Source organism: Marinobacter lutaoensis (assembly GCF_001981305.1).
Taxonomy (GTDB): Bacteria; Pseudomonadota; Gammaproteobacteria; order Pseudomonadales; family Oleiphilaceae; genus Marinobacter; species Marinobacter lutaoensis.
Map to the genome: position 1 here is coordinate 98,065 of NZ_MSCW01000005.1, position 12,791 is coordinate 110,855.

The following is a 12,791-nucleotide window of genomic DNA, read 5'->3' on the forward strand; positions in this document are numbered from 1 at the left end:
AGGCGTCGCCATGCAGGACTACCGCGTGCAGCAGGCCCAGATTTACACCGATTTCAGCGGTCTGAATGCCCTCAAGTCAGAAGCCCGGACGGACAAAAAGGCCGCCCTGGAAGTGGTGGCGCGCCAGTTCGAGAGTCTGTTCCTGGCGGAGATGCTGAAATCGATGCGCAAGGCCGGCGAGGTGTTCTCCGAAGGCAACTTCCTGCACAGCAGCCGCTCCGACTTCTATCAGGAACTGTTCGACAGCCAGTTGAGCCTGACCATGGCCAACACCCAGGGCACCGGCCTGGCCGAGGTCCTGGTGCGCCAGCTCAGCCGTCAGGTGCCGGGGCTGGACAGCGAGGGCAACCGACTGGCCGGGCACCGGAGCACCCTGGCTGATTATGACCGCAGCCTGCCGGCGTTATCGCCGGCGTTGCCGGAACAGGTTCGCAAGCTGGACACCATGACCACCGAGGTGAGGCCGGGAGAAGAGGGCGAGGGTGCTGCGGCCCTGCCCGAACGGTTTGATTCGCCCGAGCAGTTCGTACAGACACTGCTGCCCATTGCCCGTCGGGTGGCCGCCGACAGTGGCATCGATCCGCGTCTGATGGTGGCCCAGGCGGCTCTGGAAACCGGGTGGGGGCGGTACATGATCGAGGGTGACGACGCGCGCCCGAGCTTCAACCTGTTCGGGATCAAGGCCGATGACCGCTGGTCGGGCGATTCGGTCACCCTCACCACCACGGAGTTCCGTGGCGGCCGGCCGATGAAGGAGCGGGCGGATTTCCGGGCCTATCCCGACTACGAGGCCAGCTTCCGTGACTACGTCGATTTCCTGGAGGCCAACCCCAGATACCGGGACGTACTGGCGGTGGCTGACCAGCCCGCCGAATTCGCGCACCGGCTGCAGGCCGCCGGTTACGCCACGGATCCGGACTATGGCCACAAAATCAATCGCATCATGGCCGGGGCTTCACTGACCACCCTGACCATGGATGAAACCGGCTTGGCCGGTGTCGATCCGGAGGAAGACTAATCATGGCAGGGCTCATGGGAATCGGGCTGTCCGGCATCCTCAGCCACCAGACAGCGCTCAATACCACCGGTAACAACATCACCAACGCCAATACCGAGGGCTACAGCCGTCAGGAAGTGCAGTTCGCCACCCAGGAGGGCCAGCGTACCGGTGCCGGCAGCATCGGCAGCGGCGTGACCATCGAAAATATTCGGCGGCTGGCGGACGACTACCTGAACCAGCAGATCCGGGAGGACTCGTCCCTGTATGGCGAACAGGAGGCCCTGAACACCGAACTGACCCGCCTCGACAACCTGCTCGGGGGGGATACCACCGGCCTGAGTGATGCCCTGAACAATTTCTTCGCCGCCCTGCAGAGTGCTTCCGAAGATCCCACGTCGCTGCCGCAGCGGCAGGCCGTGATCAGTGAGGCCCAGCAGGTGGTCAACCGGATCCAGGGCCTCAACGAGGAACTGATCCAGCAGCGGGAGTCGGTGAAAACCCAGATGCAGCAGGGGGTGGCGGACGCCAATACCCTGCTGCAAAGCATTGCCGAGCTGAACCTGGCCATTTCCGAGTCCCCCGGCCTGGCCCAGGGGCAGATGCCCAACGAATTGCTGGACCAGCGCGATGAAAAACTTCGCCAGCTGGCGGAGCTGGTCAGCATCCGGGTGACCGCCACCGAGGGCAGTCAGGTCAACGTGTCCCTGGCCAACGGCGTGGCGCTTGTGGTGGGGGGCAATGCCTCCGTGCTGGGTACCCGCGCCAGCGCCGAGGATCCCCTGAGCCTGGAGTTCACCCTGACCGCCGGTGGCCGGACCCTGGTCGTCGATGACCAGATCAACGGTGGCACGCTGGGGGGACTGCGCCGGTTCGAGGCCGAGGGCCTGCAGCCGGCCTTCGACGACCTGGGGCGGGTGGCCCTGGCGCTGTCGGAGTCGGTGAACCACCAGCACGCCATCGGCATGGATCTGGAGGGGGACCTGGGCGGGCTGTTCTTCAGCAGCATCAATGACCTTGAGGTCCAGCGCAGCCGGGTGGTGGCGAACGCCAACAATCAGCAGCCCCAGACTGCCCAGTTCGCGGTGGAAATTTCCGATGCCTCGGCCCTGGAGGGGGGAACCTGGATCCTGCAGTTTGGCGACAATGGCAGCTACGAAGTGATCGACCAGGCGTCCGGCGAGGTGGTGAACCGGGGCCGTCTGCCGTCCGACCCGGAGGCGGAAATCAACATGCCGGGCTTTAACATCCGGTACGAGGGTGGCAGCGTCAACGCCGGCGACAAGTTCCTGATCCAGCCGACCCGCAATGCCGCCGCCAACATTGACCTGGAAATCAGCCGGGAGGAAGACCTGGCCCTGGCGAGCCCGATCAAGGCCACGACCTCGGACGACAACCTCGGGACCGGAGTGATCAGCCAGGGCACCATGCTGAACGTGCGTAACCCGCTGACCAACACCCTGTTGCCGGGCTTTACTCAGCAACAAACCCTCGCCAACGGGCCGCTGACGGTCTCGTTCACGGAAGCGGCGGGTGTTCTGAGCTACAGTGTCACCGATGCCCTGGGCACGGTGCTGGATACCGGTCCCTACGATCCGGGCCAGACCAACACCCTCCTCAGTGCCGACCCCGGCGATCCCGGCTACCAAGGCTTCCAGTTCGAAATCTCCGGCGAGCCGGCGCCGGGCGACACCTTCACCATCGACTTCAATTCTGGCGGCGTGTCGGATAACCGGAACGCCGAGCTGTTGGCGGCGCTGGGAACCGCCAACACCATGAACGGCGGAACCCAGAGCTTTGCCGAGGGCTACGCCGGACTGGTTGAGGATGTGGGCGTCAAGACCCGTCAGAGTCAGCTCGACCTGGAGGCCGGTCAGACCCTGCTGGAGCAGTCCACCAATCAGCGGGAAGCCATGTCCGGCGTCAACCTGGATGAGGAGGCCGGCAAGTTGATCCAATACCAGGCGGCCTACAATGCCTCGGCCCAGGTGATTGCCGTGGCCCAGGATCTGTTTGATACCTTGCTTCAGAGTTTCCGTTAAGGGCGCCCCGGTGGGCGCGGAGTGATTCGTCATGATCAGGATTTCGTCACAACAGGTGTTTTCCAGCGGCATCAGCCGTTTGCAGGAACTGAATGCCAGCCTGAACAAAACCCAGCAGCAGATTGCCACCGGCAAGAAGGTCAACCAGCCGTCGGATGATCCGGTCGCGGCCGCCCGCATTCTGAAGCTGGACCAGGAAGTCACCCGCATCGAAACCTATCAGCGCAATGCCTCACTGGCGCAGAACCGTTTGCAGCAGGAAGAAAGTGCCCTGGCCAGCGCCGTCGACCTGGTCCAGCGGATCCGGGAGCTGACGGTACAGGCCGGCAACGGCTCCCTGTCCGCCAACGACCGGAGCTCCATCGCCGAGGAACTGAAGCAGCGGCTGGATCAGCTGGCCGACATCGCCAACACCCAGGACGCCTCCGGGGAATACATCTTCAGTGGCTTCCAGGGTGACCAGCCAGCGTTCGTGAAGCAGCCGGACGGCACCTGGCGATACAACGGCGACGAAGGGCAGCGGGTGCTGGAAATCGACGATGGTGTGACCGTCGCCATCAGCGACCACGGCAAGGGCATCTTCGTGGACGTGCCCGCGGCCGTCTCGGTCAAGTCCGCCACCGTCACCACCGGCCACATTTCCGATCTGACGCTCGACAACAGCCAGGCGCTGCGCAATGCCTTTGGCGGCGCAGTGCCCGACGACCTCACGGTGGTGGTGGCTGCCGACGGCTCGGTGACCGTTGAGAATCGCAACGTGGTACCGGCCGATGTGCTGACGACGGACCCCAGCCCGCTGCAGGTGGGGGAAGAGTTCGAGGTGGCCGGGTTGCGGATGACCGTCAGCGAAGACACGACCGCAGGCGAGTTCACCATCGGCATCAGCGACAAACAGTCGGTGTTCGGAACCATCGAGACGCTGATTGCCGGGCTGGAGAGTCTCGACAAGACCACGCCGGACGGTCAGGCCGCCTATGATGCGCTGATCGCCGAATCCCTGATCAATCTCGACAATGCCCAGGAAAGCCTGATTCTCAAGCAAACCGAACTGGGGGGGCGCCTGAACGCCGTGGAGTCGACGCAGGCGTTTCTGGAGGACTCCGGACTGTACACCAAGGAGATCCGGTCGGAGCTGGAGGATCTGGACTACGCCGAGGCCATCAGCAATCTCAGCTTCCAGAGCTTTGTCCTGGAGGCCGCCCAGCAATCGTTTGCCCAGGTGGCCCAGCTGTCCCTGTTCGACCGCCTGTAAGGCACTGACCCGGAAGGTACGTTCGCAGTTGCTTTCCGGGGCAGCGTCGGTATAATCGCCCACACTCTCCGTTGGCGGCGTGGTGAAATTGGTAGACACGACGGATTCAAAATCCGTTGGGGTAAAACCCGTGGCGGTTCGAGTCCGCCCGCCGCTACCACCTTTATCGATCAGTCCTGCAGTCCCAGACCGGCCACCGCATGAACGTCTCCGACTTTTACTTTGACCTGCCGGATGAGCTGATTGCCCGGTACCCCCTCAAAGAACGCAGTGCCTCCCGCTTGTTGTCCCTGAACGGCCTGACCGGCGAAGTTCGCCATCTCCAGTTCCGGAACCTGCTGGACCTGGTCCAGGCGGGGGACCTGCTGGTGTTCAACAATACCCGGGTCATTCCCGCGCGCCTGTTTGGCCGAAAGGCTACGGGAGGGCAGGTGGAGATTCTGGTCGAGCGCATCACCGGCGAACGGGAGGTGCTGGCGCACGTGCGGGCCTCCAAGGCGCTCAAGCCCGACCAGACCGTGATACTGGAGGACGGCAGCGTCCTGCGCATGCTGGATCGCCACGACGCCTTGTTCCGCCTGGCGCTGGAGTCCGCCGAACCCATGCTCGACCTCCTGGAGCGGATCGGTCACATGCCGCTGCCGCCGTATGTCGATCGGCCCGATGAATCCTCCGACCGCGAACGCTACCAGACGGTGTATGCCCGCGAAGCCGGGGCAGTGGCGGCACCGACCGCTGGCCTTCATTTCGACGAGGCGATGCTGCAGGCGCTGCCCGAGCGGGGCGTAGAAACAGCGTTCGTGACCCTGCACGTGGGCGCCGGCACCTTCCAGCCGGTGCGGGTTGAGAACATTGAGGATCATGTCATGCACAGCGAGGTGGCCCACGTGCCCGAGGCCACGGTGGCCGCCATCGAACGCACCCGTGCCCGTGGCGGGCGGGTGATCGCGGTGGGAACCACGTCGGTGCGCTCCTTGGAGTCGGCCAGCCGGGGCGGCCGGGTACACCCCTTCCGGGGCGAGACCGACATCTTCATCCGCCCCGGATACCGGTTTGAAACCGTCGATGCCATGATCACCAACTTCCATCTGCCGGAATCCACCCTGATCATGCTGGTCAGTGCCTTTGCCGGGCATGCCAACGTCATGGCCGCCTACCGGGAGGCCGTGGCCGAGCGCTACCGCTTCTTCAGCTATGGGGACGCCATGTTCGTGACCAGTCAGGAACCGAGCCGGGGCATGCTGTTGGGCGGGGACGCCGCCCGGGTGACCGGCGAAGAGAAACCCGAATCAGCCGGAGGCGCGTCGTGACCAGGTCCTGCTTCATGTCGTTCGAGAAAATCGCCGAACAGGGGCGGGCCCGCCGCGGGCGGCTCAGGTTTCCCCGCGGCGTGGTGGAAACGCCGGCGTTCATGCCGGTGGGCACCTACGGCACCGTCAAGGGCATGCTGCCCAGGGACATCCGGGAAATCGGTGCGCAGATCATTCTCGGCAACACCTTCCACCTGATGCTCCGGCCGGGCACCGAGGTGATCAAGACCCATGGCGATCTGCACGACTTCACCCAGTGGCACGGGCCGATTCTCACCGATTCCGGCGGTTTCCAGGTGTTCAGCCTGGGCGAGATGCGCAAGATCAGCGAAGAAGGGGTGACCTTCCGCTCACCGGTGGATGGCTCCAGAGTGGAGCTGTCGCCGGAAATTGCCATCCAGGTCCAGCGTGACCTGGGGTCCGACATTGTGATGATCTTCGACGAGTGTACGCCGTATCCGGCCACGGAAAAGCAGGCTCGTGAATCCATGGAGCTGTCCCTGCGCTGGGCGGCCCGCAGCAAGCGTGCCCATGGTGACAATCCGGCGGCCTTGTTCGGCATTGTCCAGGGCGGCATGTACGAATCGCTGCGGGAGCGTTCGCTGACCGGGCTCACGGAGATCGGCTTTGACGGCTACGCCATCGGCGGCCTGTCGGTGGGCGAACCCAAGGCGGATATGCTTCGGATCCTGGATTTCCTGCCCCCCAGGATGCCCGAGGACAAGCCCCGTTACTTGATGGGGGTCGGGCGGCCGGAGGATATCGTCGAGGCGGTCCGGCGCGGTGTTGATATGTTCGACTGCGTCATGCCGACCCGGAATGCCCGTAACGGTTACCTGTTCACTTCCACCGGCATCGTCAAGATCCGCAACGCCCGGCACCGGCACGACACCGCGCCGCTGGACGAGCGGTGTGACTGTTACACATGTCAGAATTTTTCGAGAAGTTATCTGCATCATCTGGATAAGTGTGGAGAAATGCTGGGAGCCCAGCTCAATACGATCCACAACCTGCGGTTTTACCAGAACCTGATGGCTGGATTGCGTGGGGCCATTGAAGCAGGTACATTGTCGGACTTTGTTAGCAACTTCTACGCCCTTCGAGGCGAGACGGTGCCGCCCCTGGATGGCGCCGAGTGATCCGCCAAGACAACGGAGATATTGGATGAAATCAATGAAACATCTTGTTGCCGGCCTGACGGCCATGACTCCGGCGCTTGCCATGGCCCAGGAGCCCGCACCGCAAGGTATGGGGGTGATGGGGCAGGTGATCTTCTTCGCCGGCTTCATTCTGATTTTCTACTTCCTGATCTGGCGCCCCCAGTCCAAGCGCGCCAAAGAGCACAAGGCCCTGATGTCCGGCCTCAACAAAGGCGATGAAGTGGTCACCTCCGGCGGCGTCGCCGGCAAGATCACCAAAGTCACCGAGGACTTCATCGTGATGGAAGTGGCTGACAACGTCGAAATCAAGGTCCAGAAAGTGGCCGTGGCCGCGGCCCTGCCGAAAGGTACCCTGAAGGACATCTGACCGGGTAGCGACACCTTGCGGCGACCTGCCTGTCCGATTCTTTCTGGCTGACAACCAAGGCCGGCCGCCCGGCCGGCTATTAAGGGACCCCATGCTGAACAAGTACCCGCTCTGGAAAAATCTGGTGATCCTGATCGCGCTCGTGATCGGATTCATCTACGCCCTGCCCAACCTGTTCCCCGACGACTTCGCCATCCAGATTACCGGCGCTCGCAGCAGTACCGAAGTCAGCGAACGCGTGCTTGACCGAGCCGTCCAGGCGCTGGAGAGTGAGGGGATCGAGGTGAAGGGGCGTTCGCTGCAGGACCGGAATGCCCTGATTCGCCTGACCAGCTCCGATGACCAGCTGCGTGCCCGTCCGGTGGTCCAGCGAGCGCTTGGTGACCAGTACCTGGTTGCCCTGAACATGGCACCGTCCACGCCCGCCTGGTTGAAGAGCCTGGGCGCGGGGCCAATGAAACTGGGTTTGGATCTGCGGGGCGGCGTTCACTTCCTGCTGGAAGTGGATATGGACACCGCTGTTCACCAGCGTTTGGAGGCACTCTCCGGTCAGATCAAGCGTGAACTGAGGGAAGAACGTATCCGGTACCGGGGCGGGGATCTGCGCGGGGACCGCGAGCTGCTGTTCAGTTTCCGCGATGAGGCTTCCCGGGCCGAGGCGTTTGACCTGATCCGCAATCGCTACAACCAGTTTCTGATGGATGAGCGCACCGAGGGTGGTGAGCCACAGTTGGTGCTGTCGCTGTCGGAGCAGGAAATCCGCTCCATCCAGGAGTACGCACTGGAGCAGAACCTGACCACCATTCGCAACCGGGTCAACGAGTTGGGTGTCGCCGAGCCGCTGGTACAGCGCCAAGGTGCGGACCGGATCATCGTCGAGCTGCCCGGGGTCCAGGACACGGCTCAGGCCAAGCGGGTGCTGGGGGCCACTGCGAATCTGGAATTCCGTCTGGAAGCTCGCCCGGATGCGCCGGCGGGGGAAACCGAGGAATTCGGCTTCAGGGATAACCCCGGTCGTACCGCCCGCCTGGAGCGAGACATCATCGCCACCGGCAACAACGTGGCGAATGCCCAGCAGGCTTTTGACGAGAACGGTCAGCCGCAGGTGAACATTACCATGGATTCGGTCGGCGGGGACCTGATGAACCGGGCCACACGCAACGCCGTAGGGCGGCGCATGGCGGTGCTGTTCATCGAGTACCGGACCGAAACCGAAACCCGGATGGTGAATGGTGAGCCCCAGACGGTGGAGAAGCGGGTGGTGGACAAGGGCATCATCAGCCTGGCTACCATCCAGTCGGCGTTGGGCAGCAGTTTCCGGATTACCGGGCTGGATTCGATTCCCGAAGCTTCCGAACTGGCCCTGTTGCTGCGCGCGGGCGCCCTGGCTGCTCCCATGTACTTTGTTCAGGAACGCACCATTGGTCCCAGCCTGGGTCAGAAAAACATCGATGCGGGCATGATGTCGGTGGCGCTGGGTTTCGCCCTGGTGCTCATTTACATGATGGCCTACTACCGTCTGTTCGGGCTGATCGCCAATGTGGCGCTGACCCTGAACCTCATCCTGCTGGTGGCCTGCATGTCCATCCTGTCCGCCACCCTGACTTTGCCGGGTATTGCCGGGATCGTCCTGACCGTGGGCATGGCGGTGGACGCCAACGTACTGATCTTTGAACGCATACGGGAGGAGCTGAAAGCGGGGGTTCCGCCTCAGCTGGCGATCAATGCCGGCTACTCGCGGGCGTTCGTATCGATCTTTGATGCCAACATCACCACCTTGCTGGTGGCGGTGATCCTGTTCGCCATGGGTTCCGGCCCGGTCAAGGGGTTCGCGGTCACTCTGTGCATCGGCATCCTGACCTCGATGTTCTCCGGCCTGATGATCAGTCGCAGCATCGTCAATTTGGTATATGGCGGTCGCAAGATCGAAAAGCTGTCGATTGGGGGGAAACTGGAAAATGTCTGAGCTGGAGAAAAAGCCCTTTGATTTTATGGGGCTGCGGAAACTTGCTTCCATCGTTTCTATTGTTCTGGTGGTGGTTTCCGTCGCCTTGCTGGCGACCCGGGGGCTAAACCTCGGCATGGATTTCACCGGCGGTACCTCGGTGGAGCTGGAGTATGCCCAGGCACCCTCCCTGGATGAAGTGCGCTCAACACTGGAGGCGGCGGGCTACGACCAGTTCGTGGTCCAGAATTTCGGTTCCGATACCACGGTGCTGGTGCGCCTGGCGGAGGCCGGCAATGATCAGTTGGCGCAGTCGGTGGCCAGTGCGCTCAAGGCCAATGGCGCGCAGTTGGAGTTGGTGAGTTCTGAGTTCATTGGATCCCAGGTGGGCGAGGAGCTGCGCGAGGAAAGTGGTCTGGGGCTGCTGCTGGCACTGATCGTGGTGTTGATCTATGTAGGCATGCGGTTCCAGTTCAAGTTTGGCATCGCCTCGGTGCTGCCCCTGGCCCATGACGTGCTCATCGTCCTTGGTGTGTTCGCGCTGTTCCAGTGGACGTTCGACCTGACGGTGTTGGCGGCGCTGCTGGCCGTGATCGGCTATTCCCTGAACGATACCATCATCGTCGCCGATCGTATCCGGGAAAATTTCCGCAAGATGCGCACCGACGATGTCTGGGAAATCATCAACGCCTCCGTTCATCAGACCATCGGCCGGACCATCAATACCTCCGGCACCACGTTGGTGGTGTTGCTGGCGCTGTACCTGTTCGGTGGTGAGGCCATCAACAACTTTGCCCTGGCGCTGATCATCGGTGTGGTGGTGGGGACCTATTCCTCCATCTATGTCGCCGCAAACCTGCTGATTGCCCTGGGCGTGACCCGGGAAGACCTGCTGTTGCCGGTTAAGGAGGGGACGGGGGCTCAGGAGGAGGAAGAACCGCCCGAATGGCTCAATCGCATGTGAGCCGTACCGGATACAAAAAAACCGCCACTCCCGGGAGTTGGCGGTTTTTTTGTGTCCGTTGTCCGTTCGGGCGGGGTCAGCGGGGCAGGCGCGCCCGGAACGGGTGAAGGGTCTTCAGCACTTCACGGAACAGCTTGGGGTTGGCGGTGACCAGGTGTCGGGCAGTGTCGGTGGACGGATTTCCGGAGAAGTCGCCGGTCAGGGCGCCGGACTCCATGGCCAGGGGCACGCCCAGGGCCAGGTCCACCGGTTCGGGCCGGAACACGACGGCGGCATCCAGGTTCCCTGCGGCCACCCGGGCGATGTCCAGCAGCACGCAGCCGGAGGAACGAACCAGGGCCGCGTCATGGGCCAGCATGGCGGCCATTTCTCCCCACAGCGGCGCATGCTCGCTATGTCTGGCCTGATCCAGCAGATTGGTGGCGATGGCAGACTGGCTGATCTGGCGAATTTCCGAGGTCCGCACGCGGCGACTGTTGAGGGCGGCGCCGTGGCCCCGGGAGGCGGAGTACTCCTCGCCGGTAATGGGCTGTACGATCAGCAGGTTTTCGGTGCGGTTCTGTTTCTTCTGAGCCAGTGCCAGCGCGAACTCCGGCAGGCCCCGAAGGAAGTTGTCCCGGCCGAGCAGCGGGAAGATGTGCCAGCTTTTTTCGTGCTCACCGGCGTCTGACTCATTCAGTGGAGCAATGTGGTGGTCCTTGTAGGCCTTTTCGAGTTGCTCCTTGAAGTTGTCATAGATGGACTGCTCCATCCGCTCCAGCTGGCGGCGGCGCTCGCCTTCGTCCTTGCCGTAAGTGGACTGGCGCTCGAAATGGGCTTTCAGGTAATCGGATCCCTGGCGTACGACGCGCAGGGCCATCTTGATTGCTGGTTGCATCTGAGTGTTCGTTGTCCGGAGGTTGGAAAAGGCGGGTATCATAGCAAAAGTTCCTTTCCCTTGTCTGTTTTTTGCCTCCGGAAAAGCACGGATACCAACAGGTTGCGGGTATTTCGGAGAGGTGGCCGGGCGCCGCTTCTGCTATCATGCCGCGCTTGGGACCCTCCTGCTGACCGATACAGGCTTTTCGACATGCACAAACCCGCGCTGCCCCTGGAAGGCACGGATACCTACAACGACCGGATTCGCATCGTACTGGTGGAAACCTCCCACTCCGGCAACATCGGCGCCGTCGCCCGGGCCATGAAAAACATGGGGCTGGGGAATCTCTGGCTGGTGAATCCGCGCTCCTTCCCCGATGAAGCGTCCTATGCCCGCTCTTCCGGGGCTTCCGATGTCCTGGACCGGGCCCGGGTGGTGACCACCCTGGACGAGGCGATCGACGACTGCGTGCTGGTTATGGGGACCAGCGCCCGAGGTCGTAAGGTACCTTGGCCGGTCATGGCGCCGCCGGAAGCGGCGGCGACAGCTTCCCGGGTCGCAGCGGATGGCCAGGTGGCCCTGGTATTTGGCCGTGAGAGCAACGGCCTGAGCAACGACGAGCTGCAGCGTTGCCATCACCACATCCATATTCCCTCCAACCCGGAATACAGCTCTCTGAATCTGGCTATGGCGGTTCAGGTTCTGTGCTACGAACTGCGCATGCTGTACCTGCGCAACCTTGAACAAGGGCAGGGCAGCCCATACCTTGGCTCGGTAACCGGGCCGGGTGAGGCCGGCTGGGACGTGGCACCCGCCACGGTGCGTGAGGTGGAAGGCTTTTTTGAGCATTTGGAACAGGCGCTGGTGGACATCGAATTCCATCGTCGCGACAATCCCGGGCAGCTAATGACCCGCTTGCGGCGGCTGTACCAACGGGCCAGACTGGACCAGATGGAAGTCAATATCCTGCGCGGGATTCTGAGTGCGGCCCAGAAGGCGGCGGGTAAGGCATCCGATCAACCTCGGCCCTCCGATGCCCAGGTATCGGAGGCGGGACAGGAAAAAGGGCATGTTTGAACGACTGAAGGAAGACATCAACAGCGTGTTTCACCGGGACCCGGCGGCCCGGAACACCTTCGAGGTGCTCACCAACTACCCTGGCCTGCACGCGCTTTTGTTTCATCGCCTGGCGCACTGGCTTTGGAACCTGGGGCTGAAGTGGCTGGCTCGTACCGTGTCTACGTTTGCCCGCTGGCTGACCGGTATCGAGATTCACCCCGGTGCGAAAATTGGCCGGCGTTTCTTCATCGATCATGGCATGGGCGTGGTGATTGGCGAGACCACCGTGATCGGGGATGACGTCACCCTGTATCAGGGTGTGACCCTGGGCGGTACCAGCTGGAACAAGGGCAAGCGTCACCCCACCATCGGCAACGGCGTGGTGGTGGGGGCCGGCGCTAAGATCCTGGGGCCGTTCGAGGTGGGTGACGGTGCCAAGATCGGGTCCAACTCCGTGGTGACTAAGGCGGTACCGCCCGGCGCGACGGTGGTGGGCATTCCGGGGCGGGTGATCGTCAAGCGCCGGTCCGAGGACGAGGTGCGTCGCAAGGAGATGGAAGAACGCATGGGCTTCGATGCCTACGGTGTGACCGAGGAAATGCCTGACCCGGTGGCCCGGGCGATGCGGGCGCTGCTGGATCACATGCATGCGGTGGACGAGCGGATCGAGAACATGTGCAAGGCGATCCGGAAGGTGAACAGCGAATACCAGAACGGCGAGTTGCCGCCGCTGCAGGACGAGGACTTCGACTGCGTTCGGGACGACGCCGGTGACGGGCGGTGAATACTTGACTGGTTTAGTGGGTCAATTCATACTCCCACGAGTCAATCGAGAT

At 62.7% G+C, this 12,791-nt stretch carries 11 protein-coding genes and 1 tRNA gene; 11 read left to right on the plus strand and 1 reads right to left on the minus strand.

Translation table 11 applies throughout. From position 1 onward, the window contains the following. Positions 1-10 precede the first annotated feature (10 nt). The 9 genes from flgJ (at position 11) to secF (ending at position 10,037) form a co-directional block, all read left to right on the plus strand. Entirely contained in the window at positions 11-1,018 is a 1,008-nt protein-coding gene (gene flgJ / locus BTO32_RS06700) for a flagellar assembly peptidoglycan hydrolase FlgJ (protein WP_076723861.1), read from the plus strand. A gap of 2 nt (positions 1,019-1,020) precedes the next feature. Further along, positions 1,021-3,039 (plus strand): flagellar hook-associated protein FlgK, encoded by a 2,019-nt coding sequence (gene flgK, locus BTO32_RS06705; RefSeq protein ID WP_076723862.1) that lies wholly within the window; start codon positions 1,021-1,023, stop codon positions 3,037-3,039. A 31-nt stretch (positions 3,040-3,070) separates the two neighbouring features. Then, complete coding sequence (flgL, locus tag BTO32_RS06710; protein ID WP_076723863.1) at positions 3,071-4,291, plus strand: flagellar hook-associated protein FlgL; 1,221 nt, start codon at positions 3,071-3,073, stop codon at positions 4,289-4,291. A 73-nt stretch (positions 4,292-4,364) separates the two neighbouring features. Further along, positions 4,365-4,451 (plus strand) — tRNA-Leu (locus BTO32_RS06715). Between the two features lie 40 nt (positions 4,452-4,491). Next, positions 4,492-5,601 (plus strand): tRNA preQ1(34) S-adenosylmethionine ribosyltransferase-isomerase QueA, encoded by a 1,110-nt coding sequence (queA, locus tag BTO32_RS06720; protein WP_076723864.1) that lies wholly within the window; start codon positions 4,492-4,494, stop codon positions 5,599-5,601. A 14-nt stretch (positions 5,602-5,615) separates the two neighbouring features. After that, positions 5,616-6,740, plus strand: coding sequence for a tRNA guanosine(34) transglycosylase Tgt (tgt, locus tag BTO32_RS06725; protein ID WP_076724148.1), 1,125 nt, complete (start codon positions 5,616-5,618; stop codon positions 6,738-6,740). 25 nt (positions 6,741-6,765) lie between these two features. Then, positions 6,766-7,128, plus strand: a complete 363-nt coding sequence (gene yajC, locus BTO32_RS06730) for a preprotein translocase subunit YajC (protein ID WP_076723865.1) — start codon at positions 6,766-6,768, stop codon at positions 7,126-7,128. Positions 7,129-7,219: 91 nt separating this feature from the next. After that, a complete protein-coding gene (gene secD, locus BTO32_RS06735) occupies positions 7,220-9,094 on the plus strand; it encodes a protein translocase subunit SecD (RefSeq protein WP_076723866.1) in 1,875 nt (624 codons plus the stop codon). Next, entirely contained in the window at positions 9,087-10,037 is a 951-nt protein-coding gene (gene secF / locus BTO32_RS06740) for a protein translocase subunit SecF (protein ID WP_076723867.1), read from the plus strand. The genes secD and secF overlap by 8 nt, the downstream gene beginning before the upstream one ends. Before the next feature lie 76 nt (positions 10,038-10,113). Here secF and BTO32_RS06745 read toward each other — a convergent pair whose 3' ends face one another. Beyond that, on the minus strand, positions 10,114-10,914 hold the full coding sequence (locus BTO32_RS06745) for an inositol monophosphatase family protein (protein WP_076724149.1): 801 nt from the start codon (positions 10,912-10,914) through the stop codon (positions 10,114-10,116). 192 nt (positions 10,915-11,106) lie between these two features. Here BTO32_RS06745 and trmJ point away from each other — a divergent pair, with 192 nt between their 5' ends. Both trmJ and cysE read left to right on the plus strand, forming a co-directional pair. Further along, complete coding sequence (trmJ, locus tag BTO32_RS06750; protein WP_076723868.1) at positions 11,107-11,973, plus strand: tRNA (cytosine(32)/uridine(32)-2'-O)-methyltransferase TrmJ; 867 nt, start codon at positions 11,107-11,109, stop codon at positions 11,971-11,973. Then, complete coding sequence (gene cysE, locus BTO32_RS06755; RefSeq protein ID WP_076723869.1) at positions 11,966-12,739, plus strand: serine O-acetyltransferase; 774 nt, start codon at positions 11,966-11,968, stop codon at positions 12,737-12,739. The genes trmJ and cysE overlap by 8 nt, the downstream gene beginning before the upstream one ends. Positions 12,740-12,791: the final 52 nt, after the last annotated feature.